Genomic DNA, 22421 nt, shown 5'->3' with positions numbered 1-22421 from the left:
GACGCGCGGGTGAGACGACGAGAGCCCGGATGCCATGGCATCCGGGCTCTCGTGTGGTCGCGTCGCCGCGACGGTGAAGCGTTATTACTTGAGGGTCACCGAAGCGCCGGCAGCCTCGAGGGCCTCCTTGGCCTTCTCGGCGGTCTCCTTGTTCGCGCCCTCGAGCACGGCCTTGGGAGCACCGTCGACGACGGCCTTGGCCTCGCCGAGGCCGAGCGAGGTGAGCTCGCGGACGACCTTGATGACCTGGATCTTCTTGTCGCCGGCGGCCTCGAGAACGACGTCGAACGAGTCCTTCTCCTCGACCTCTTCGGCGGGGGCAGCGCCACCGGCGGCGGGGCCGGCAGCCGCGACGGGGGCGGCAGCGGTGACGTCGAAGGTCTCCTCGAACGCCTTGACGAACTCGGACAGCTCGATGAGCGTGAGCTCCTTGAACGCCGCGAGAAGCTCTTCGGTGCTGAGCTTAGCCATGTTGTATCTCCTTGATCGGGTTAATCAGCCGGGCCGGGTCAGGCCGCGGTGTCCTGCTTCTCGCGCAGCGCGTCGACCGTGCGAACGGCCTTCGACGGAAGCGCCTGGAAGACGTATGCCGCCTTGGTCATCGTTGCCTTCATCGCACCGGCGAGCTTCGCCAGCAGGACTTCACGGCTTTCGAGATCGGCGAGCTTGTTGACCTCATCCGCGGTCAGAGCGGCGCCATCGAAGTAGCCGCCCTTCACCACGAGCTGAGGGTTAGCCTTGGCGAAGGCACGCAGGCCCTTCGCGACGGCGACGGGGTCGCCGTGCACGAACGCGATGGCAGACGGGCCCTTGAGCTCGTCATCCAGTCCCGTGACCCCCGCGTTTGCCGCGGCGATCTTGGTCAGCGTGTTCTTCACCACGGCGTAATCCGCGTCCTGACGGATGTCGTTGCGCAGCTGCTTGAGCTGGGCAACCGTCAGACCGCGGTACTCGGTCAGCAGAACGGCGGTCGAGTTCTCGAAATGCTTCGTGAGCTCGGCGACCGATGCATCCTTCTGCGCCATGGCCACTCCTTGTGTATACGAGGCGCTCCGCGATGACGGGGCGCCGGCCGAAGACACCGGGGTCTGGGCAAAAAAGAAGAGCTCCGGCGCAGGCGCACGGAGCTCGGATTCCCGATCGGGAGGAGTTCAAGTGACCTGCGTAGGTTCTCTGCTTCTCAGCAGACGCTTCGATCAGAATGCGAGCACTCCGATAACCGACGGTCTTTGGCTTGCCCCCACTGTACCCGACGCCGACTCCCTTCGCCAATCCGCCCGCACGCCGCACGCCACCCGCCCCGCCTCGCTCGCCCTGCCCCGCCCCGCCGGCCCGCCCGCTCGCCCCGCGACGCTCGAGCACCGAGGACGCACTGCTTCGTCGAGGACGCATCCGATCGATGCCGAACCGATGCGTCCTCGACGAGCGAATACGTCCTCGCCGATCATCTCGGCGGCCTCACCCCGAACGCCGCCAGGCGGGCGGCGAGCGCCTCCGGCGAGGCGATGTCGGCGAAGCCGCCGCGACACAATCGCCATTGCGTGACACCGCGGATCCAGTCTTCGCGTCGCTTCTCGTCCAGGACGACGTCTTCGACGGAACGACCTCTGCGGAGGGAGGGGTCCCGATACTTCACCTCACCGTCGAACTCCCAGAACGTCCGCACGTCACGCAGCGCGATGTCGACGAAATACGCGGACCCCCGCGGGCCCTCCACCGCCACCTGCAGGTCGATGTCGCGGAAACCGAGCCGGTGCAGCTGCAGTCGACTCACGCTCTCACCCGGCAACTCCGCCCTTCCATCGGCGAACTCGATGACCCAGGCGGCCTCGCGCACCCCGCGTCGACCCCGCGCGCTCACGACGCGCTCGCGCATGACGTCACGCCAGAGGGTCTGCGCGTCGGAGTCGAACCGCCGGCCGTGCACAGCGACGCGACGAAGAGCCCCATCGGCGCAGCTCAACGCCATCTCCCGCGGCTCGGTGCAGGCGATGTCGAAGACCGTCCGCCCGAGCGAGGTGCAGCGGATCCCGTCGACGACGACGACATCCTGGGGGTCGAGGGCGCCTGTGTGCCGGCGCAGTGCGCGACCACTCGGCGGATGGGCGGAGCGCGGAACCATCGCGTGCACGGGTCCGCCGCGGAAGCGGTAGAGCGGCAGACCGTGCAGAACGGCCGCCGAGAGGTGGGAGACCACCCCGCCGGCATCGCGCGCCCTGCGGACGGCGGCGAGGATCGCGAAGCGGTGGCGGTCGGCTGGCCGCGCTGCTGCCCATTCGTCGCGGGCGATGTACACCCCGGGCTCGATTCGTGACCACGCGCCGCCGTCGCCGGCCTTCCTCAGCTCCGATTCGGACACACCGCGCTCGCGCAGTTCCGATCTGGAGAAGAGCGACCGCCGAGCGTGTTCGATCGGTGATTCCGCCTGCATGCGTCCACACTGCCGACTCCGACATCCGAGCGTCGGTGTCTTTCCACAGGCGCGCGCGGGAGGAGGCCCACCTACCCGCACGAGGACGTGCGCCCCCACCGAACCGCGGCCACCGCGCCCCCGCCGCGGGGAGCCCCGACGGCGGGCCGGACTCCCCCGCGTCAGGACACGCGCGGTTCGGGCAGCAGGGCCCGGGTCATCCGCACGATGCGAGACGGCGTGCGGGCGCCGAGCCAGACGGTGCACACCGGGTCGTCTCCGCAGGCCCACTCGGCGCACCAGGCGTGGATCGCCTGCGCGAGACGCTCTCCGCGCGGCCGCAGCCCATTCTCGAGCGAGCGGTCGAGCCAACTCACCCGCCCCTCGCGAGCGTCGATGACGCCCACCTGATCCGACCCGCACACCTCGACCAGCACCGTCAGGTGCGCGGCGGGCGAGAGGGCGGCGGCGATACGCCGCATCTCGGGGAGGTTCCGTGCGTCACCACCGAGCAGCACAGCACCCTCGAGATCACACCAGCGGCCCCCGTCGGGGCGGCGCAGCGAAACGGCATCCGAACTCATGACGATCAACTTAGGTCACCCTTACTTCGAGGACAAGACCCCGGATGCCGACGCGCCGGGGTTCGCATCCGATCCACGGGCGCACGGGGTTAGGGTCGAACGCATGTCCCCCGAGCTCGTCGCCTCTCGCAGCGCCGACCTCGACGCCCGCATCGTCGCCGATTCGCGGGATCGGGTCGCCTGGATCCGGGCCCGCTCGCGCGGGATCACGGCCACCGACGTCGCCGCGTTGACGAGCCACAACGCCATCTCGCGTGCCGCGGATGCCAAGCTCATGGGTTCGAACTTCTCGGGCAACGCCTTCACCGCGCACGGCCGTCGGCGAGAACCCGAGATCGCCGCGTGGGTCGCGGCGACCCACGGCATCCGCCCCTCGTCGGCGCTCTACCACGCGGTCGTCGAGAAGCGTCACCTGGCCACCCCCGACGGCGTCGTCGTCGACGGCGAGGGGCGCATCGTGCTCGCCGAGATCAAGACGACGAACAAGGCGTGGCGCTCGATCCCCCGTACGTACATGCGCCAGATCTGGTGGCAGCAGCACGTGCTCGGCGCGGAACGCACGCTCGTCGCCTGGGAGCAGCACGACGCCTTCGTCCCCGTCGGCGACGAACCGCGCTGCCAGTGGATCGACCGCGACGAACGCGAGATCGCGAAGCTCGTGGGCCTGGCGACCTCGCTCATCGACGAGCTCTACCACCGCACCATGCAGACGCGTCAGCCGCGCCCCGAACCCGTGCGGGCGGAACCGACCGAGAGGTACCGCGCCCTGGCGCTCCTCGATTAATAGTGGACGCAAGTCAAGCATTAGGCGTATCGTTGACGTTAGTCAACTAACGCGCCATCGTCGTCGCGGCATCCGTCCCCTCCGTGGAGTTCCGCATGACCACCTCCCCCACCACAGACACGCCCGCCCAGCGGCGCGTGCTCCCCGCCCTCATCGGGCTGCTGCTCGGCACGTTCGTGTCGATGCTCGCCTCGACCGTCGTCTCGACGTCGCTGCCGGTCATCGTGCACGACCTGTCGGGCGACCAGAACGCCTACACCTGGGTCATCACCGCGACCCTGCTCACGACCGCGATCTCGACCCCCATCTGGGGCAAGCTCGCCGACCTGTTCAACCGCAAGCTGCTCATCCAGATCGCCATCGCGATCTTCGTGCTCGCCACGGCCGCCGCCGGCTTCGCGCAGGACACGAACATGCTGATCGCCTTCCGCGCCGTGCAGGGGCTGGGTGCCGGCGGTCTCGCCGCCCTCAGCCAGGTCATCATGGCCGACATCATCAGCCCGCGCGAGCGCGGCCGGTACATGGGCCTGTTCGGGGCGGTCATGGCCGTGGCCACGGTCGGCGGGCCGCTGCTCGGCGGCGTCATCACCGACGCCTTCGGCTGGCGCTGGAACTTCTTCGTCGCCCTGCCCTTCGCCGTCGTGGCCCTGCTCATCCAGCAGCGCACCCTGCACCTGCCGGCTCGAGCGAAGCGCAAGGTGAAGATCGACTACCTGGGCATCGTGCTGCTGTCGACCGCGGTCTCGCTCATCCTCATCTGGGTGACCAACGCCGGAAAGACCTTTGACTGGGCCAGCGTCGAGACCGCCGTCATGGTCGGTGGAGCCGTGCTCGCCGCCGTTCTGTTCGTCGTCGTCGAGCTGCGTTCCTCCGAGCCCCTCGTGCCGCTCACCCTGTTCCGCGACGCCACCTTCACCCTGGCGACGATCGCGTCGATCGCGACGGGACTGGCGATGTTCGGCACCTCCGTCTTCCTGAGCCAGTACATGCAGATGGCGCGGGGAGCCACGCCCACCGAGGCCGGCGTCATGACCATCCCGATGATCGCGGGCCTGCTGATCTCGTCGATCGTCGTGGGCGCGCTCATCTCGCGTCACGGGCACTGGAAGCCGTTCCTCATCGCCGGTGGTGTGCTGCTGATCGCCGGGTCGTTCCTGCTGTCGACGATCCACTACGACACGAACTTCGCGCTGGTCTCGGTCTACATGGCCCTGCTCGGCGCCGGTGTCGGCATGACGATGCAGAACCTCGTGCTCATCGTGCAGAACACGGCCAACCCCACCCAGATGGGCGCGGCGAGCTCGGGCGTGACGTTCTTCCGCAGCCTCGGCGGCACCATCGGTGTGTCGGTCATGGGAGCCGCCCTCGCGAGCATGGCGGCGAGCCTGTTCACCGACCGAGCCGACGAGCTGAAGACCGCGATCAGGGGTCTCGGCGCCGACGGCGCCGCGGTGGCCCAGTCCCTGCAGTCGGGCACCATCCCGCAGGTGTCGGCCCTCCCCGACACCGTCCGCGTCATCGTCGAGGACATCTACGCGCAGTCGATCGCGCACTCGTTCCTCATCGCCGTTCCGGTGGCGGTGGTCAGCCTCATCGCCATCCTGTTCCTCCCCAACCGCCCCCTCACCCGCATGACGACGACCGAGCGCGTCGCCGCGAGCGAGGCCGACTTCGCCACCGTCTCGGTTCCGGCCGGCATGGCGACGCTCGCCGCGACGGGATCCATCACGACCCCGGATGCCGCTGCCTCGCGCCGCGCACGCCGTGGCGCCGAGATGGGAGAGGATGACTGACGTGATGAGCGAATCGAACGATGACCGCCGCGAGGCCGTCCAGGCCCTGGAGTCGTCGTTCTCGGAGCTCATGACCGTGTTCCGCCGCTTCGTCTCCGAAGCGGCGGAACGCGTGAGTCCCGGGATGCTCCCGGCCACCTTCAAGGCCCTCTCGGTGGTCAGCCGGTTCGGCCCGCTCACGCTCTCGGCTCTCGCCGAGCGTCTCTCGGCCGACAAGGGCTTCCTCAGCCGCTCGATCAGCGAGCTGGAGGAGCTGGGCCTGGTGACCCGCACGCCCGATCCGAACGATCGCCGCTCGCGCCTCATCGCGGTGACCGAGGTCGGGCACACTCGGCTCGCCGACGCCCGCGCTCCGCACGAGAGTCGCCTGTTCGAGGCGATGGCCGATTGGTCGGTGGCCGACATCCGGCACCTGTCGACGCTTCTGCACGCGCTCGCGGTCGGCGAGTCCCCCGCACAGGATCTCTAGCCTTCGCGACACGGTGACCCGGGTGTAACACCGCGGAGACAATGGCGCGCTTGACTGGTCGCGTCGCGGCGGAGTCGCCGTGCATGCGACCGCACGCGAGAGAGAGCGCCCGATGAGATCCCGATCGACGCGTCCCGAGACCGCCATCGAACCCGCACCGGCGGTCCCCGAGACGATGCGGGCGGCGGTGTTCGACGCTCCGGGCCCGGCCGACGCGCTGCACCTCGCCGACGTCGCCGTCCCCTCTCCCGTGTTGAGCGAGGTGCTGGTGCGGGTCGTGGCCGCCGGCATCAACCCGATCGACGCCAAGACCCGCGCCGGACGCGGTCTGTCGGGCGCGATCGACTCCTGGCCCGCCGTGCTGGGTCTCGACGTCAGCGGGGTGGTGGTGCGCGCGCCGTTCGATGCGCACCCGTTCCCCGTCGGCACCGAGGTCTACGGCATGGCCGCCGCCCCCCGCACCCCGGGGGCGTACGCCGAGTACGTCGTCGTGCCCACCCTGTCTCTGGCGCGCAAGCCCGCCGCCCTCTCGCACGTCGAGGCCGCGGGTGTGCCCGTCGCCGCCCTGACCGCCTGGGGGCTGGTCGTCGAGACCGCGCTCGCCCACCAGGGCCAGCGCATCCTCGTGCACGCCGGCAGCGGAGGGGTGGGGCACTTCGCGGTGCAGTTCGCCGCGTACTTCGGCGCGCACGTCATCGCGACGGGCTCCGGCCGCAACCTCGAGTGGCTCCGCGAGCTCGGCGCCGCCGAGGTGGTCGATTACACCTCGACCCGCTTCGAAGACGTCGTCTCGCCGGTCGATGTCGTGATCGACCTCATCGGCAACGTCGCCGACGACACCGGCACGCGCTCGCTCGAGGTGCTGCGCCCCGGTGGACTGCTGATCGAGGTGCCCACCGGAGCCTGGCCGGACTTCCGCGAGGCGGCCTCGGCCCGCGGCATCCGATCGACCGACTACAAGACCATCCCCGACGGCGCCGCCCTCGCCACCATCGGTCGCCTGCTCGACTCGGGCGCCGTCCGCGTGTTCATCGACCGGGTCTTCGACCTCGACGACGTCGCCGCCGCACACACGGAACTCGAACGCGGGCACACCCGCGGCAAGATCGTGCTGCACGTCAGCGACGACTGAGCTCACCCCGCCGCCAGCACGCGCCGCCCCTCGGCCACGACCTCGTCGGCCACGTCGTCGAGCAGGTCCGAGGTGAGGTTCCACTGCTGCCAGTACAGCGGCACGTCGAGGGGGTCGTCGCCGAGGTGGACGAGCGATCCGTCGGCCAGCCCCGCCGCCGACTGGAAGCTGGGCAGCAACCCCCACCCGAGCCCCAGCTCGACCGCGGTGGCGAAGTCCTGCGATGCCGGAACCCGATGCCGCGGGGGCGCTGCCGCCGCCACGCCCCGGCGCGCCAGCCACTGCGTCTGCAGGTCGTCGCGACGGTCGAAGTCGACGACGGGCGCCGCGGCGAGCGCCTCGGCATCCACGCCCTCGGGGAACCAGCGGCGCGAGAACCCCGCCGTCGCCACCGCCTCGTACCGCAGCACCCCCAGTGGTCGCACCCGACACCCGGCGAGCGGGGTCTCGCGCGACGTGACCGCCGCCATGACCGTGCCCGATTCGAGCAGGCCCACCGTGAAGTCCTGGTCGTCGCGGTGCAGGTCGAACACCACCGCGCGTCGCTCGGCCACCCGGGCCAGCGGCGGCAGGAACCAGGTGCCCATCGAGTCGGCGTTCACCGCCAGGGGAAGGGATGCCACGACCCCGCCCTCCGCGCCGATCGCCGCCAGAGCGTCGTGCTCGAGCAGCGCGAGTTGGCGTGCGAGGCGCACGACGGCGTCGCCCGCCTCGGTCGTGCGCACCGGCTTGGATCGCACCAGGACGACGCGTCCGAGCTGGTCTTCGAGGGCCCGCACGCGCTGACTCACCGCGGAGGGGGTCACGTGCAGACGCCGTGCCGCCGCATCGAGGGTCCCCTCCTCGACGACGACAGCGAGGGTGCGAGCGAGATCGAGTGGGATCGACATGAAGCGATGCTAATGGTCCATCAGAATCTTGAGCTGGTCTTCTCGAGAAAGTCGCCTTAGCGTCGAGACGTGCTCACCCCCCTTCTCGCCGGCCTCGGTCTCGGCTTCTCGCTCATCGTCGCCATCGGGGCGCAGAACCTCTTCGTGCTGCGCCAGGGCGTCCGACGCGAACATCTGGTCGCGGTGGTCGCGGTGTGCGCGGTATCGGATGCCGTGCTGATCCTGCTCGGCGTCTCCGGCGTCGGCCTCGTGCTGCAGGCGGTCCCCTGGCTCATCGTCGTGGTGCGGTGGGCGGGCGCGGCGTTCCTCGTCGGATACGGCCTGCTGGCAGCCCGGCGGGCGCTGCGTCCGAGCGGCGAGACCCTGCGCGTCGACGCCGCCCCGGCGGCATCCGCCTCGCCCGCTGACACCGGGCGCACGGCCGTGAAGGCGCGTCCCGCACGCACGACGCTCGCCGCGACCGTGCTCACCTGCCTCGCCCTCACCTGGCTCAATCCGCACGTCTACCTCGACACGGTGTTCCTTCTCGGCTCGGTCGCGACCACGCACGGCGACGGGCGGTGGGCGTTCGCGCTCGGCGCGTGCCTCGCCAGCCTTGCGTGGTTCTCACTCCTCGGCTTCGGTGCGCGGTACCTCGGCCGGTGGCTCGACACGCCCCGCGCCTGGCGCATCCTCGACGCGATCATCGCGGTCGTGATGTTCGCCATCGCGATCTCGCTCGTGCTGCCGCACTGAGCCGGCGCGCGTGGACCGACGGGCACCGCGTGCACGAGAATGGCCCGATGCGAACGGTGACGATCAGGGTGCACGGCCGCGTGCAGGGTGTCGGCTTCCGCTATGCGCTCCAGGCCGAGGCCGAGCGGCTCGGGGCCCGCGGCTGGGCCCGCAACCGCCGCGACGGCTCGGTCGAAGCCCTCGTCGAGGGTGACGACGCGACGGTCGACGCCGTCCTGGCGTGGGCCCAGGCGGGTCCCCCGTCGGCCCGGGTCGACGGGGTCGACGTGCACGAGGGCGGCGGCGCGGCTCCGCGCGGGTTCGAGATCCGCGCGACGGCTTAGACCGGCACGCCCGCCCGCAGCTCCGCCAGCACGTCGACGGCGTCGTCGAGACGCGCGAGGCCCGCGGCCTGTCCCGCCCACAGCGACACCAGGTCGGCGTCTCCCGACGCCGCAGCCGCCGCGCGGAACGCACCGGTGAGCCAGTTCTGCGCGGGGAACGGGGCGATCATGCCGCCGGCCTCGAGCTCGCGCATCGCCCGGTTCGGGATGCCGCGCGCCAGTCGCCCGCTCATCGCCCGCGTCAGCACCGTGTCGGTGTCGGCCGCGGCGGCGATCGCCGCGCGATGCCCCGCGGTCGCGGCGGACTGCCTCGTGCGCAGGAACGCCGTGCCGACCTGCACGCCGTCGGCCCCCAGCGCGAACGCCGCGGCGACTCCGCGGCGATCGGCCACGCCGCCGGCCGCGATGACGGGGACACTCACCGCGTCGACGACCTGCGGCACCAGCGCGAACGTGCCCACGAGCGAGTGCGCCGGGTCGGCGAGGAACGACACACGGTGCCCTGCGGCCTCGGCCCCCGTCGCGACGATGGCGTCGACCCCCGCGCCCTCGAGCGCCACCGCCTCGGCGACCGAGGTGGCGGTGCCGATCACGCGGATGCCGAGAGCTCGCGCGCGGGCGAGGGTCTCGGCATCCGGGATCCCGTACACGACGCTCAGCACATCGGGGCGCGCATCGAAGACGGCCTCGAGCTGGTCGGTGATGGGCGTGAGGTACGCGGCGGGAACGACGGGCGGGGCGATGCCCGCGGCGGCGAAGAGCTGCTCGGCGGCCCGCAGGAACGGTGCGATGTCGACGTCGGTCGGAGTCACCTCGTCGCCGCGCGGCAGCCACAGGTTCACCGCCACGGGACGCGGCGTGGCCGCCCGAAGGGCGGCGATCGTGTCGCGGATGCGCTCGGGCGTGTATCCGTAGAGGCCGAACGAGCCGAGGCCTCCCCCGTCGCTGACCGCCGCCGTCAACGCGATCGACGACAGCCCGCCGAAGGGGCCGAGAACGACGGGCGAATCGATGCCGAGCAGGTTCTCGAGGCGGCGCATGGATCCACGCTACTCCGGGAGTTCCGACGTCCCGGTCGGATCGGGGCCGTCGAGGGGGTGCAGCAGGCGGTTCAGGAAGCGACGCGTGCGCTCCTTCTTCGGCGCGCGGAGCAGATCCGCGGGGGCGCCCCGCTCGACGATCACGCCCTCGTCGAAGAACAGGACCTCGTCGGCGACCTCGCGCGCGAAACCGAGCTCGTGCGTGACGATGACCATCGTCCAGCCCTCGTTCGCGAGTTCCCGCAGCACCGTCAGCACCTCGCCGACGAGTTCGGGGTCGAGAGCACTCGTCGGCTCGTCGAAGAGCAGCAGCTGCGGTTGCAGCGCCAGGGCTCGGACGATGCCGACGCGCTGCTGCTGGCCGCCCGAGAGCTCCGACGGGTAGGCGTCGCGCTTCTCGGCGAGGCCGACACGGGCCAAGAGAGTCTCGGCGCGGGCGATCGCGTCGGCCTTCGGCACGCCGTGCGCCTGGATGGGCCCCTCGGTGACGTTCTGCAGCACCGTGAGGTGCGGAAAGAGGTTATGGTGCTGGAACACCATCGCCGATCGGTCGCGCAGAGCCGTGCGATCGGCCTTGGACACCTTGGGCGCCGAGAAATCGACGACCGGACCGCCGTCGAACGCCACCACTCCGGCATCCGGGGTCTCGAGACCGTTCAGGCAGCGCAGCACCGTCGTCTTGCCCGACCCCGAGGGACCGATCAGCACCAGCACGTCACCGCGCCGCACCGACAGGTCGACGCCGTCGAGCACGCGGTTGTCGCCGAAGCTCTTCTCGAGGCCCGTGACCTGCAACAACGGGGCGTCAGTGGGCGACATGGCGGTCCAATCTCTTCTCGAGAGCGTTCTGCCCGAACGACAGCACCAGGCAGAACAGCCAGTAGATGAGCGCGGCCTCGAGGTACACCGCCATGAACTCGTACGAGAACGCGGCGATGTTCTGGGCCTGGCGGAACAGCTCCGACACGAGGATGAGCGACGCCAGCGAGCTGTCCTTCACGAGCGAGATGAACGTGTTCGACAGCGGAGGGACCGACACCCGCGCGGCCTGCGGGAGGATGATGCGGGTCAGCGTCTTGCGGTGCGAGAGGCCGACGGTGTGCGCCGCCTCCCACTGCCCGCGCGGGACCGACAGGATCGCGGCGCGGATCACCTCGGCCGCGTAGCCGCCGACGTTCAGCGAGAAGGCGATGACGGCCGCGGGGAACGGGTCGATGACGACACCGATCGCGGGAAGGCCGTAGAAGATCACGAACAGCTGCACCAGCAGCGGCGTGCCGCGGATGACCGAGATGTAGAACCGCGCGAAGCCCGAGAACACGACGTTGCGCGACAGACGCAGCAAGGCCATCGCGAGTGCCAGAGCGAGCCCGATCGCGAACGAGGCCAGTGACAGGGGGATGGTGCCCGTGAGGCCCGCCAGCAGCATGGGCCAGAACGAGTCGAGCATCAGCGTCCAGATGTCGTTCATGGGCCTCCTTTCTCCGGTGGGCTCGGGGCCCGACTCCTCGCGCGCGCGTTCGCACACGCCGACGCGGACCGTCCGCCTCCCACGCTAGAGGGGGAAGGCGGACGATCCGCGGGGGTTTACAGCCGGGTGTTACTGGGTGACGTCGGCGCCGAAGTACTTCTGGCTGATCTCGGCGAGCGTGCCGTCGGCGCGCAGCTCCTCGAGGGCGCCGTCGACGGCCTCGGCGAGCTTGTCCTGACCCTTCTTGAACGCGAAGGCGCTCTCGGAGGTGTCGTCGGTCTCGGCGGCGATCTTCAGACCCGTCGGGCTGTTGGTCTTCTCGTAGTCGAGGTAGGTCAGCTGGTCGTTGATCGTGGCCTCGACGCGACCCTGCTTCAGCAGCGCGACGGCCTGCGCCCAACCCTCGACGGCCTCGACCTGCGCGCCGCTGTCGGTGGCGAGCTCGTACCAGTTGCTCGTGAGCGACTGGGCGGTGGTCTTGCCCGAGAGGTCGGCGAAGCTCGAGATCGCGCTGTCGTCCTCGTTCGTGACGATCACGCCACGCGACACCGTGTACGGCGCGCTGAAGGTGTACTTCTCCTGGCGCTCGGGGTTGATCGACACCTGGTTGGCGATGACGTCGAAACGACCGGCATCCAGGCCCGCGAAGATCGCGTCCCACTGGGTCTCTTGGAACTTGACCTGCAGACCCAGCTTGTCGGCGACGGCCTTCGCGATCTCGACGTCGAAACCGGTCAGATCGCCCGCGCCCTCGTGGAACGAGAACGGGCGGTAGGTGCCCTCGGTGGCGACGGTGAGGGTGCCGTCCGAGATGAGGCCGAGATCGGCTCCCGCTCCAGGCGTCGCCTCGGACGACGCACCGCCGCTGCAGGCGGTCAGCGCGAGGGCGCTGAGCCCCAGGGTGGCGGCGAGGACGGTCAAACGACGACGGGGCATAGCTGTTCCTGACATGGGTGATGTGGGGACAAGTGATGGGGGGGAGGGCACACGGAGCGCCTCTCACGACAACACGTTCACCCGCCGGACTCTTCCCGGATGACGCCGTGTTGCACGTCCGTGCACGCGAAAGCCCCGCCGGCACGAGGCGCAGCGGGGCTTTCGGTGACGGATGTCAGGCGAGGACGTTGACGTCCAGCGGGATGCCGGGGCCGAACGTGGTCGACACCGCACCCTTCTGGATGTAGCGGCCCTTCGAGCTCGACGGCTTGAGGCGGACGATCTCCTCGAGCGCGGCGGCGATGTTCTCGTCGAGCTGCTCGGCCGAGAACGACGCCTTGCCGACGACGAAGTGCACGTTGGCGTGCTTGTCGACGCGGAACTCGATCTTTCCGCCCTTGATCTCCTCGACGGCCTTGGCCGGGTTGGGGGTCACGGTGCCGGTCTTGGGGTTCGGCATGAGGCCGCGGGGTCCGAGGACCTTACCGAGGCGTCCGACCTGGCCCATGAGCTCGGGCGTGGCGACGGCCGCGTCGAACGACGTGTAGCCGGCGGCGACCTTCTCGATGAGCTCGGTGCCACCGACCTCGTCGGCGCCGGCGGCGAGAGCCGCTTCGGCCGCGGGGCCGTTGGCGAAGACGATGACGCGCGCGGTCTTACCCGTGCCGTGGGGCAGGATGACCGTGCCGCGGACCATCTGGTCTGCCTTACGGGGGTCGACCGAGAGCTTCAGCGCGACCTCGACGGTCGAGTCGAACTTCTTCGAGCCGGTCTCCTTCGCGAGGGCGACGGCCTCGGTCGGGGTGTAGAACGTGTCGGCCGCGATCTTCTCAGCAGCGGCGCGGAATGCCTTGGACTTGGTAGCCATTGTTATCTCCCTCAGTCCTCGACCGTGATGCCCATGGAACGGGCGGTGCCGGCGATGATCTTCGAGGCGGCCTCGATGTCGTTCGCGTTCAGGTCGGGCTGCTTCGTGGTGGCGATCTCGCGAACCTGGTCCTTGGTGAGCTTGCCCACCTTGACCGTGTGAGGCGTCGACGAGCCCTTGGCCAGGCCGGCCGCCTTCTTGATGAGCTCCGCCGCGGGCGGGGTCTTCAGGACGAACGTGAAGCTGCGGTCTTCGTAGACCGTGATCTCAACGGGGATGACGTTGCCGCGCTGGGCTTCGGTCGCCGCGTTGTAGGCCTTGCAGAACTCCATGATGTTGACGCCGTGCTGACCGAGCGCCGGACCGATGGGCGGCGCGGGGTTGGCCGCGCCCGCCTTGATCTGGAGCTTGATCAGGCCGGTCACCTTTTTCTTGGGTGCCATATCCTTTTCCTCTCTCGAGCGGGGGCCTCGCGGCTCCCTCTCTCCCGCGCATCCGGCGGTTCCGGACAGCGGTCATCGTCGCGCTGACGCACGAGCAACCTTCACATCATACGCCATGGCGCCGGCATCCCGCGTCTTCTCCTCGCCCGCGCAGTCGCCCGCGCGGTCGCGTCTCTCGGGTCGCCGCCCCGCCGCGGTCTCGGTGGCCCCATCCGTGCGATGCGCCGTCTCGGGCCCCCGCCCGGTCCGCACCCCCTGCATAAACGCTCATCCTGCGCATAAACGGTCAGGCAGCGCGTTTATGCGCAGGATCGGCGTTTATGCGTCGGGAGGGGCGGCAGTTGTCCACAGGCCGCACATCGCCTACCGGCCGACCTGCCACCCTCGCCGAATGGATGCCATCCCCCGATCGCTGCGTGGATCACCGGTGCACCTCTTCCGTGCGTCGAGCCTGGTGGGCACCGCGCCGTACCCGTCGCGCGATGCGAGCCTGCACAAAGTACGGCCCGGCGTCTACGCCGCCCGGGACGCATGGAACGCGCTCGCCCCCTGGGACCGGTACCTCGCCCGCGTGCACGCCTTCGCGTTGGTTCGCCCCGATGCCGTGTTCTCGCACGAGTCGGCCGCATCGGTGCTCGGGCTGCCGACGTTCGGCCACCCTCGCAACATCCACATCTTCGATACGCGGCGTTCGCGTTCGGTGGCGTACGGCGATGTCACCGCGCACACGAGCGCCGACGCGCGATCGGTGCAGCGGGTCGGCGGCATCCATCTCACGACCGTCGAAGACCTGGTCGTCGATCTCGCGCGCGTTCTGCCGCCGGCGTTCGGCCTCGCCGTCGCGGATGCGGCCCTCCGCGACTCCTCGCTCTCGCGCGACGAGGTGATCGATCACGCCGCGGCGCAACGGAACACGTTCCGGATGAAGCGCGTGGAATGGGTGCTGACTCGGGCCACCCCGCTCTCGGAGTCCGCGGGAGAATCCCTGAGCCGAGCGGTCATCGAGTGGTGCGGATTCCCCGCGCCGACGCTCCAGATGACGCATCGTCTCGAGGGGCGGACGTATCGCTCGGACTTCAGTTGGCCGGAGCAGAAGGTCATCGGCGAATCAGATGGGTGGCTCAAGTACGGCGGCGGCGATCCCGTCGCGGCCGCCGAGGCCGTTCGCGCCGAGAAGCGCCGCGAAGACAGCTTTCGGCGTGCCGGTTGGCGTGTCGCCCGGTGGGATTACGCGGGGGCGCTCGGCGCAGACGGACTACGCGCGGCTCTCGCCGCTGCCGGGCTCGCGCCGTCGCGCCGCGCCGACCCCGCTGCCCTGGCGTCGGTGGGGCGAAACCCGCGCTCGCGGTGATCCTCCGCCGGGCATAAACGCCGATCGTGCGCATAAACGGTCAGGCAGCGCGTTTAGGCGCAGGATCAGCGTTTATGCGAGAGGTGCGACGGTGCGCGGAACGACGAACGCCCCGCCGGCCGGAGCCGAGCGGGGCGTTCGTGCGACGCCGGAGGCGTCAGAGCATCTTGGTGACCTGGTCGAACGACAGTTCGACCGGGGTCTCGCGCTCGAAGAGCGACACGAGCACGGTGAGCTTGCCGCTCTCGGGCTTGATCTCGCTGATCGTGCCGGGCAGGCCCGCGAACGAGCCTTCCTTGATCGTGATGGTCTCGCCGGTCTCGAAGTCGACCTCGGCGGGGATGACGCGCGCCGTGGTGGGCGAACCCTTGGCGGCACCCGACTTCGAGGGAGCGGCTTCCTTGACCTCGACGAGGCTCTTCAGCATGTTGAAGGCCTCTTCGAAACGCAGGGGGGTCGGGTTGTGGGCGTTGCCCACGAAGCCGGTGACACCGGGCGTGTGGCGCACGACCGACCAGGTGTCTTCGTTGAGGTCCATGCGCACCAGCACGTAGCCGGGGATGCGCACGCGCGTGACCATCTTGCGCTGGCCGTTCTTGATCTCGACGACGTCCTCCATGGGGACCTCGACCTGGTAGATGTCGTCCTCGACCTCGAGCGTCGACTTGCGCTGCTCGATGTTGGCCTTCACCTTGCGCTCGAACCCGGCGTAGGAGTGGATGACGAACCACTTGCCGGGGAGCGAGCGGAGCTCGGCGCGGAAAGCGTCGTACGGGTCGACGTCGTCGTCTTCGGCATCGGCATCATCGAGATCGATGGGGGCCTCGGCGGCGTCGGCGGGCGACTCGGAGGCCTCGACCTCGTCGACCACACCGGCGGCGGTGGCGACCTCGTCGACGAAGTCCTCGTCGAGCACGGGGGCGTCGGGCTCGCCGTTGACGTCGGGACCGTCGTAAGGGGTGACCTCGTCGGCAGCCTCGGCGGCCTCTTCGGCCTGCTCCTCGGCGAGAGCGTCGTTGAGCACCTCGGCGGCGGCCTCGGCCTCGCTGGTCTCGTCGATCTCGAGAGCGTCGTTCACGATCGCGTCCGCCTCCGGGTCGGTGATGTCGATGTCGCCGAGGTCGGCGTCATCGGTGTCGGTCTCGTCGTCGACGATGTGGATGGCAGCGTGCTCGGCCGAGTCGGAGGCGTGCTCCTGCGAGGCCAGCACGTTGCCCTCCTGGGCTTCGTCATCCTCGCTCGACTGCTCGGCCGCGGTGGCCCAATCGGCGTCGTCGACATATCTTTCAGACACTGTGATCTCTTCCGTTCAGAGGCGGCCGCTCTTGGCGCCGCGCGTCCGCCCAGACGCCGGTCAGGCGCCGGCGGTACCGGGGACGCCGAAGACGGCGGTGGTGATCCACACGAACAGCACGTCGAGGCCGTAGACGATCGCCATCATGACGACGACGAACCCGAGGACGACGGCGGTGAACTTGAGCAGTTCCTGCCGCGTCGGGGTGACGACCTTGCGGAGTTCCGCGAAGACCTGACGGATGAAGAGAGCGATCCGCGCGAAGAAGTTGAGCTTCTTCTCGCGGGGCGCGCCGCGATCAGCGACGACTTCGCCCTTCGTCTCGTCCTGCGTCATCGAACCACCTAGGTCTCTGTCTGTGCCAGCGTGCGCTGTGCGCAGGGCGGACAGGAATCGAACCTGCAACCTGCGGTTTTGGAGACCGCTGCTCTGCCAATTGAGCTACCGCCCTAAGATCCCGAGGGATCCAGGATTCGAAACCGACATGCGAACGCCTGGAATCTCTCGGGGAGGATGCCGAGTGCCCGGGGGCACGGCGAAAGAATGCAGATTTCGACTGCACTCCCCAGTCTATGTCATGTCCCCCGACGAGGCGAACCGGGCCGGGGGACGCGACATCGGTCAGGCCGTGCGGATGAGCTTCTTGTTCACGAACTCGTCGGCCGCGAGAAGGCCCATCTCGCGGGAGGTGCCGCTGCGCTTCACGCCGCCGAACGGCAGCTCCGGCGAGTCGGCGAGCACGACGTTCACGTAGACCATTCCGGCCTCGATCTGATCGGCGATGCGCTGGGCCTGCTCGGCATCCGTGGTGAACACGTACGAGCCCAGGCCGTATCCGGTGTCGTTGGCGATCGCCACGGCCTCGTCTTCGCCCGAGACCCGGTAGACGGTGCCGACGGGTCCGAAGAACTCCTCGCCGTAGGCGTCCATCTCGGGCGTCACACCGGTGAGGACGGTGCCCGGGTAGAAGGCACCGTCGCGGGTGCCGCCGACCTCGACGGTCGCGCCCTGGGCGATCGCTCGCTGCACCTGCTCGTCGAGGCGTTCCGCCGCGGCCAGCGACGACAGCGGACCGAGCACGGTGTCGTCGGCGAACGGGTCGCCGACCTTGGCCTCGCCGAGCGCGGCCGAGAACTTCTCGACGAACGCGTCGTACAGGTCGTCGACGACGAGGAACCGCTTCGCTCCGTTGCACGACTGCCCGTTGTTGTCGAGGCGCGCGTCGACGGCGGCCTGCACGGCGGCGTCGAGGTCGTCGGTGGAGAGCAGGATGAACGGGTCGGAGCCACCGAGCTCCAGCGCGACCTTCTTGAGGTGGCGGCCGGCCAGCTCGGCCACGGCCGAGCCCGCGCGCTCGGAGCCCGTCACCGAAACTCCCTGCACGCGACGGTCGGCGATGATCGTCGCCGCCTGGTCGTTGGTCGCGCGGATGTTGACGTAGGCGCCCTCGGGGAAGCCCGCGTCGGTGTAGATCGACTGCAGGGCTTCGGCCGACTCGGGGCACTGGGGAGCGTGCTTGAGCAGGATGGTGTTCCCGACCGCGAGGTTCGGGGCGGCGAAACGGGCGACCTGGTAGTACGGGAAGTTCCACGGCATGATGCCGAGCAGCACGCCGAGACCCGAGCGCCGGATGACCGCGGAGCCCTCGCCGAGGATGTCGATGGGGGTGTCGCCGGTGATCTTGTCGATGTTGTCGGCGTAGTACTCGGTGATGTCGGCCGCGAAGTCGACCTCGCCGAGCGCCGCCTCGAGGGGCTTGCCCATCTCGCGCACGATGATCGCGGCGAGGTCGTCGCGGCGGTCGCGGTGCAGCTGCGCCGCGCGGCGAAGGGCCTCGGCGCGCTCGGCCGGGGCCGTGCGCGACCACGCGCGGTAACCGTCGTGGGCGGAGGCGATCGCGCTCTGCACTCCTTCGTCGGACAGCGTGTCGTACTCGGCGAGGGTCTCACCGGTGGCGGGATTGACGACGGCGTAGTCGCTCATGGTGCTCCTTTTCGTTTCGTTGTCAGGACGTGCGGCGACGGCGGGCGCTGGCGGGCGCCTCGCGTCCCAGGGTCTCACCGCGGAAGAAGGCGGGGCTGGCGATGCGCTGGGCGATCATCAGAACCACGCCGACCACGATGATCACGACGGTGATGACGAAGACCAGTCCGACGCCGGCGATCTGCGAGCCCGAGCCGTAGTCGGGGCTCGCGCTGTCGATGAGGGTCGTGACGAACAGCACCGCGAGGATTCCCCCGCCCACGAGCGGGGCCAGCAGCGTCAGCAGGACGTTGCGCACCGAGTCGAACCACTGCTTGCGGAAGTACCAGACGCACGCGAAGGCGGTGAGCCCGTAATAGAAGCAGATCATCGCGCCGAGGGCCGTGATGGTGTCGGTCAGCACGTTCTCGCTGAGCACGCGCATGATCGCGTAGAACGCCGAGGCGACGACCGCCGAGACGATCGTGGCGTAGCCCGGGGTGAAGAACCGCGGGCTCACCTTCGCGAACTTCTTCGGCAAAGCGTCGTAGTGCGCCATGGCCAGCAGGGTCCGCGCGGGCCCCACGAAGGTGGCCTGGAGCGAGGATGCCGAGCTGGTGAGGACCGCGAGGGACACGAGGAACGCGAGGGGCCCGAGGATGGGTCCCGACAGGTGGAAGAAGACGTTCTCCTGGATGTCGGGGTTGCCCAGGCCCAGCTCCCCCGTGCCGTTTCCCGCGAACATCAGCAGGGCGACGGCGATGACCAGGTACAGCGCCACGATGAGGAAGACCGTGACGGTGGCGGCGCGGCCCGGGGTGCGGTCGGGGTCCTTCGTCTCTTCGTTCATGGTGAGGATGACGTCCCATCCCCAGAAGATGAAGATCGACAGCGACAGACCGGCGGCGAAGGCGCTGAACGAGGGCACCTCGAAGGGGTTGAACCACGACAGCTGCACGGGGCTGGGGTCGACGGCGTTGCCGTTCATCGTCTCCACGACCGCCGCGCCCGCGAAGACGAGCAGCACGAGGATCTGGAAGCCGACGAGGCCGTACTGCAGGCGCTGGGTGGTCTGCAGGTCGCGGTACGACACCACCGTGGCCAGGAACATGAACACCAGGCACACCGCGATGTTGATCGGGACGACGCGGGTGAGCTCCGCGATCTCGGCGTTGCCGCTGAGCTGCGCGATCAGCAGGAAGAGGAAGTCCACCGCGATGCCGGCGAGGTTGGAGAGCACGATGACGGTGGCGGCCACCAGACCCCACCCGGCCATCCAGCCCACCCAGGGGCCGAAGGCCCGCGCCGCCCAGGTGAACGAGGTGCCGGCATCCGGCATCCGGGAGTTCAGTTCGCGGTAGCCGAGGGCCACCAGCAGCATCGGGATGAAGCCGACGAGGATGATCGCGGGAACCTGGAACCCGACCGCCGAGACCGTCGGACCGAGTGCCCCGGTGAGCGTGTACGCCGGGGCGATGGTGGAGATGCCGATGACGACGGCGCCGATCATCCCGATCGAGCCGACGCGCAGGCCCTTGTTGGAGATGCCGGTGGTGACGGGGCTGTCGGGTGCAGGGCTCGCGCCGTTGCGAGAGGTGGTCATGAGGCCTCCGAGGTGCGGGGCACCACGATCATGGGAACGGGAAGGGCCCGCAGGATGCGTCCTGCGGTGGAGCCGAGGAACAGGCGCCGGGGCTGGGCGAGCCGGCTGGAACCGACCAGGGCGATCTCGCCCGGCATCCACTCGATGCGCCCGACGGCGTCTTCGATGTCGGAGCCGGCGCCCACCACCGCGTGAGCCTCGATCTCGGGCGGGAGCGCGGCGCGAACGGTCTCGAGCACCTCCTCGGCGTGGGCCTGTCCGGTCAGACGGGTCAGCCCGGCGTCGACGCGGGCGGGGAGGTCGACGCCCGCGAGCGAGAGCAGCCGGAGCGGTGCATGCGCGCGGGCCGACAGGGATGCCGAGGACTCGAGCAGCACGTCGGCACCCGGCCGCGTGCCGATCGCCGCGGTGATGCGCGGAAGACCCGCGTCGACGGCGATGTCGCGCGCGCCCTCGGGGGCCAGGGCCACCGGGACGGGAGCGGCGTGCACGAGCTCTTCGGCGGTGGTGCCGAGGCGGTGCCGACCGCGCGGTCCCCCACCTCCGGTGCCGACGACGATGAGGCCCGCGTCGAACTCCTCGGCGGCGGCGACGAGTCCGGCTGCCACCCCGTGCGCGGGACGCACGTGCCCCCGGATGCCGGATCCCCCGACCCGCGCGAGACCGTCGCGCAGCCAGCCGCGTGCCGTGTCGGCGACGAGCCGGTCGTAACCGGCGTCGGCGGGGATCGAGACGTTGTTCTCGGCCGCGGGCAGCACGATCACCGCGTGGACGGGCGCGTCGAGGGCGTTCCCGAGCCGCGCCGCGAGGGCGAGGGCGTCGGCACCCGCCTCGGTGGCGGTGTAGCCGACGACGATCGCGGAACTCATCCGCGCGTCCGCTCGAGGATCTCCTGCGCCGCGCGGTGACCCTGGCGGATCGCGCCGTCGACGTGCTGGTAGCCCGCGCCGGCCATGTCGCTGCACGCGACGTGGATCGCGCCGACGGGCTCCCGCAGGTCGGCGCCGTAGCGGTGGAGACCGCCGAGGTCGAAGCTCGCGGCGTAGGCGCCGCGCGTCCACTCCTCGGTGCCCCAGTCGCTCTCGTAGTAGACGACCGTGTTCTTCGCCTCGGGCCCGTAGTAGTGCGAGAGCGACTCGAGGATGCGCTCCTTGCGCTCCTCGGCGCTCAGACGGAACAGGTCGTCGGCGTTCTGGTCGGACACGAAGCCCACCAGCGTGCCGCGCTCGTCACCGTGGTTGGTGTTGTCGTAGGCCTCGTGCACCAGCTCGTAGGGGCTGAAGGCGGTGCCCGACTGACCCTGCGCGCGCCAGAACGGCGTCTCGTAGACGGCGTGCACCTTGATGACGAAGCCCATCGAGATGTGCTGGTGCATCTGGTGCTGGAGCCGGGGCAGGGGCGGCTCGAAGGAGATGCGGGGGTAGAGCACGGGCGCGAGCGCCAGGATGGCGAAGCGAGCGCGCACGGTGAGGCCGTCGGCGATCACGGTGACTCCCGCGGCGGAGGCCTTCGCGGCCTCGACGCGAGCGGTCAGAGCGCGCAGCTCGTCGACCCGCTGCCCCGTCGCCGAGTCCGCAGCGCGGTCGGGCCTGGCCGAATCGGCACCCCAGATGATGCGGCGCACCGGCTGGTTGAGGAAGACGTCGTCGCCGAGACGCTCGGCGAGCAGTTCGGGCACCGCCTGCAGGCCACCGGCGACGCGCTTGTCGAGGATGAAGTCGGCGTCGACGAGGTTCGAGTACGAGCCCGCCGATGCCGCCATGAGCAGCGACTGCAGCAGCGAGAAGGTGTGGGTCGGCTTGGTGAGCATCGCCGAGCCGGTGGCGAAGGCGAGGTTGCGGACGGCCTCGTCGTCGTCGGTCTGCTGACGCAGCCATGCGTCCCACGAGACCGTGTCCCACTCGGCGGCGTTCGGGTGCTCCCAGGGACGGTCGGGGTCGATCTCGGCGACCATGGCGTCCAGGCGCGCGGTGATCTCGTCGATGATCTTCTCGGTCTCGGGGGCCACCGGGAACATCTCGCCGGTGAAGCGCTTCGCTTCGCCGTCGGCTCCGACGTACACGCTGTCGCCCTCGCGGTAGCGGCTGTAGGTCGTGAGTCCCAGCTCCTCGACGGTGTCGATGAGCGCCTGCTGGTCGGGCGAGACCCACTGACCGCCGAGCTCGAGCATCGCGCCCTCGACCACGTCGGTCCACAGTCGCCCGCCCACGCGGTCGCGCGCCTCGAGGACGGCGACCGAGAGGCCGGCCTTGCGCAGGTCGTTGGCGGCGGTGAGACCGGCGGCGCCGGCTCCGATGACGACGACGTCTCGGGTGATCTCGTCCATGGAAGCT

General features: G+C 69.9%; 24 protein-coding genes and 1 tRNA gene. 7 read left to right on the top strand and 18 right to left on the bottom strand.

The features are described 5' to 3' along the window. Positions 1 to 84: 84 nt before the first annotated feature. The 4 genes from rplL to BJP65_RS12970 all read right to left on the bottom strand — a co-directional run bounded on the left by rplL (position 85) and on the right by BJP65_RS12970 (position 2994). A complete protein-coding gene (gene rplL / locus BJP65_RS12985; RefSeq protein ID WP_055838803.1) occupies positions 85 to 471 on the bottom strand; it encodes a 50S ribosomal protein L7/L12 in 387 nt (128 codons plus the stop codon). A gap of 38 nt (positions 472 to 509) precedes the next feature. After that, entirely contained in the window at positions 510 to 1025 is a 516-nt protein-coding gene (gene rplJ, locus BJP65_RS12980) for a 50S ribosomal protein L10 (RefSeq protein ID WP_055838805.1), read from the bottom strand. 419 nt (positions 1026 to 1444) lie between these two features. Beyond that, complete coding sequence (locus BJP65_RS12975; protein WP_156784896.1) at positions 1445 to 2296, bottom strand: hypothetical protein; 852 nt, start codon at positions 2294 to 2296, stop codon at positions 1445 to 1447. A 296-nt stretch (positions 2297 to 2592) separates the two neighbouring features. Further along, positions 2593 to 2994: a hypothetical protein gene (locus BJP65_RS12970; RefSeq protein WP_156784895.1), complete on the bottom strand. Its 402-nt coding sequence runs from the start codon at positions 2992 to 2994 to the stop codon at positions 2593 to 2595. A 103-nt stretch (positions 2995 to 3097) separates the two neighbouring features. Between BJP65_RS12970 and BJP65_RS12965 the strand changes: the two genes are divergently transcribed. From BJP65_RS12965 to BJP65_RS12950, 4 genes are all read left to right on the top strand, one after another. Further along, on the top strand, positions 3098 to 3778 hold the full coding sequence (locus BJP65_RS12965; protein WP_070409418.1) for a YqaJ viral recombinase family protein: 681 nt from the start codon (positions 3098 to 3100) through the stop codon (positions 3776 to 3778). 95 nt (positions 3779 to 3873) lie between these two features. Beyond that, positions 3874 to 5571: an MDR family MFS transporter gene (locus tag BJP65_RS12960; RefSeq protein ID WP_070409417.1), complete on the top strand. Its 1698-nt coding sequence runs from the start codon at positions 3874 to 3876 to the stop codon at positions 5569 to 5571. A 4-nt stretch (positions 5572 to 5575) separates the two neighbouring features. Beyond that, complete coding sequence (locus BJP65_RS12955) at positions 5576 to 6040, top strand: MarR family winged helix-turn-helix transcriptional regulator (protein ID WP_070410006.1); 465 nt, start codon at positions 5576 to 5578, stop codon at positions 6038 to 6040. A gap of 112 nt (positions 6041 to 6152) precedes the next feature. After that, positions 6153 to 7172: an NADP-dependent oxidoreductase gene (locus BJP65_RS12950; RefSeq protein WP_070409416.1), complete on the top strand. Its 1020-nt coding sequence runs from the start codon at positions 6153 to 6155 to the stop codon at positions 7170 to 7172. 2 nt (positions 7173 to 7174) lie between these two features. Here the strand turns inward: BJP65_RS12950 and BJP65_RS12945 are convergent, their stop codons facing one another. Further along, complete coding sequence (locus BJP65_RS12945; protein ID WP_070409415.1) at positions 7175 to 8062, bottom strand: LysR family transcriptional regulator ArgP; 888 nt, start codon at positions 8060 to 8062, stop codon at positions 7175 to 7177. A gap of 69 nt (positions 8063 to 8131) precedes the next feature. Between BJP65_RS12945 and BJP65_RS12940 the strand changes: the two genes are divergently transcribed. Both BJP65_RS12940 and BJP65_RS12935 read left to right on the top strand, forming a co-directional pair. Beyond that, positions 8132 to 8797, top strand: coding sequence for a LysE/ArgO family amino acid transporter (locus BJP65_RS12940; RefSeq protein WP_070409414.1), 666 nt, complete (start codon positions 8132 to 8134; stop codon positions 8795 to 8797). 47 nt (positions 8798 to 8844) lie between these two features. Then, positions 8845 to 9120 carry an acylphosphatase gene (locus BJP65_RS12935; RefSeq protein WP_070409413.1) on the top strand — a complete coding sequence of 92 codons (276 nt, stop codon included), beginning with the start codon at positions 8845 to 8847 and terminating at the stop codon, positions 9118 to 9120. Here BJP65_RS12935 and BJP65_RS12930 read toward each other — a convergent pair. The 6 genes from BJP65_RS12930 to rplK all read right to left on the bottom strand — a co-directional run bounded on the left by BJP65_RS12930 (position 9117) and on the right by rplK (position 13878). Continuing rightward, the gene (locus BJP65_RS12930) at positions 9117 to 10160 is read right to left on the bottom strand and encodes a nitronate monooxygenase family protein (RefSeq protein ID WP_070409412.1); all 1044 of its coding nucleotides are present in this window, start codon (positions 10158 to 10160) and stop codon (positions 9117 to 9119) included. The genes BJP65_RS12935 and BJP65_RS12930 overlap by 4 nt on opposite strands. Before the next feature lie 9 nt (positions 10161 to 10169). Further along, on the bottom strand, positions 10170 to 10979 hold the full coding sequence (locus tag BJP65_RS12925; RefSeq protein ID WP_070409411.1) for an amino acid ABC transporter ATP-binding protein: 810 nt from the start codon (positions 10977 to 10979) through the stop codon (positions 10170 to 10172). Next, entirely contained in the window at positions 10966 to 11631 is a 666-nt protein-coding gene (locus BJP65_RS12920) for an amino acid ABC transporter permease (protein WP_055838837.1), read from the bottom strand. Before BJP65_RS12920 ends, BJP65_RS12925 begins: the two co-directional genes overlap by 14 nt. A gap of 129 nt (positions 11632 to 11760) precedes the next feature. Then, positions 11761 to 12567, bottom strand: a complete 807-nt coding sequence (locus BJP65_RS12915; protein ID WP_055838840.1) for an amino acid ABC transporter substrate-binding protein — start codon at positions 12565 to 12567, stop codon at positions 11761 to 11763. Between the two features lie 175 nt (positions 12568 to 12742). Next, a complete protein-coding gene (rplA, locus tag BJP65_RS12910; RefSeq protein WP_055838843.1) occupies positions 12743 to 13435 on the bottom strand; it encodes a 50S ribosomal protein L1 in 693 nt (230 codons plus the stop codon). Positions 13436 to 13446: 11 nt separating this feature from the next. Next, positions 13447 to 13878: a 50S ribosomal protein L11 gene (gene rplK, locus BJP65_RS12905; protein ID WP_055838847.1), complete on the bottom strand. Its 432-nt coding sequence runs from the start codon at positions 13876 to 13878 to the stop codon at positions 13447 to 13449. A 391-nt stretch (positions 13879 to 14269) separates the two neighbouring features. Between rplK and BJP65_RS12900 the strand changes: the two genes are divergently transcribed. After that, the gene (locus tag BJP65_RS12900; protein WP_156784894.1) at positions 14270 to 15229 is read left to right on the top strand and encodes a hypothetical protein; all 960 of its coding nucleotides are present in this window, start codon (positions 14270 to 14272) and stop codon (positions 15227 to 15229) included. Positions 15230 to 15386: 157 nt separating this feature from the next. Here the strand turns inward: BJP65_RS12900 and nusG are convergent, their stop codons facing one another. The 7 genes from nusG to BJP65_RS12865 form a co-directional block, all read right to left on the bottom strand. Further along, entirely contained in the window at positions 15387 to 16523 is a 1137-nt protein-coding gene (gene nusG / locus BJP65_RS12895) for a transcription termination/antitermination protein NusG (protein WP_055838853.1), read from the bottom strand. Positions 16524 to 16583: 60 nt separating this feature from the next. Further along, the gene (gene secE / locus BJP65_RS12890) at positions 16584 to 16859 is read right to left on the bottom strand and encodes a preprotein translocase subunit SecE (protein WP_055838856.1); all 276 of its coding nucleotides are present in this window, start codon (positions 16857 to 16859) and stop codon (positions 16584 to 16586) included. Positions 16860 to 16901: 42 nt separating this feature from the next. Continuing rightward, positions 16902 to 16974, bottom strand: a tRNA-Trp gene (locus tag BJP65_RS12885). A gap of 170 nt (positions 16975 to 17144) precedes the next feature. Beyond that, positions 17145 to 18506 (bottom strand): NAD-dependent succinate-semialdehyde dehydrogenase, encoded by a 1362-nt coding sequence (locus tag BJP65_RS12880; RefSeq protein WP_070409410.1) that lies wholly within the window; start codon positions 18504 to 18506, stop codon positions 17145 to 17147. Between the two features lie 22 nt (positions 18507 to 18528). Continuing rightward, a complete protein-coding gene (locus BJP65_RS12875; protein ID WP_055838862.1) occupies positions 18529 to 20088 on the bottom strand; it encodes an APC family permease in 1560 nt (519 codons plus the stop codon). Next, positions 20085 to 20957, bottom strand: a complete 873-nt coding sequence (locus BJP65_RS12870; protein WP_070409409.1) for a universal stress protein — start codon at positions 20955 to 20957, stop codon at positions 20085 to 20087. The genes BJP65_RS12875 and BJP65_RS12870 overlap by 4 nt, the downstream gene beginning before the upstream one ends. Further along, on the bottom strand, positions 20954 to 22414 hold the full coding sequence (locus tag BJP65_RS12865) for an NAD(P)/FAD-dependent oxidoreductase (protein ID WP_070409408.1): 1461 nt from the start codon (positions 22412 to 22414) through the stop codon (positions 20954 to 20956). Before BJP65_RS12865 ends, BJP65_RS12870 begins: the two co-directional genes overlap by 4 nt. Positions 22415 to 22421 lie beyond the last annotated feature (7 nt).

The sequence above is a fragment of the Microbacterium sp. BH-3-3-3 genome, from assembly GCF_001792815.1.
Classification (GTDB): domain Bacteria; phylum Actinomycetota; class Actinomycetes; order Actinomycetales; family Microbacteriaceae; genus Microbacterium.
Note: the sequence above shows the minus strand (reverse complement) of the source record. Positions and strands in the feature narration are given on the sequence as shown.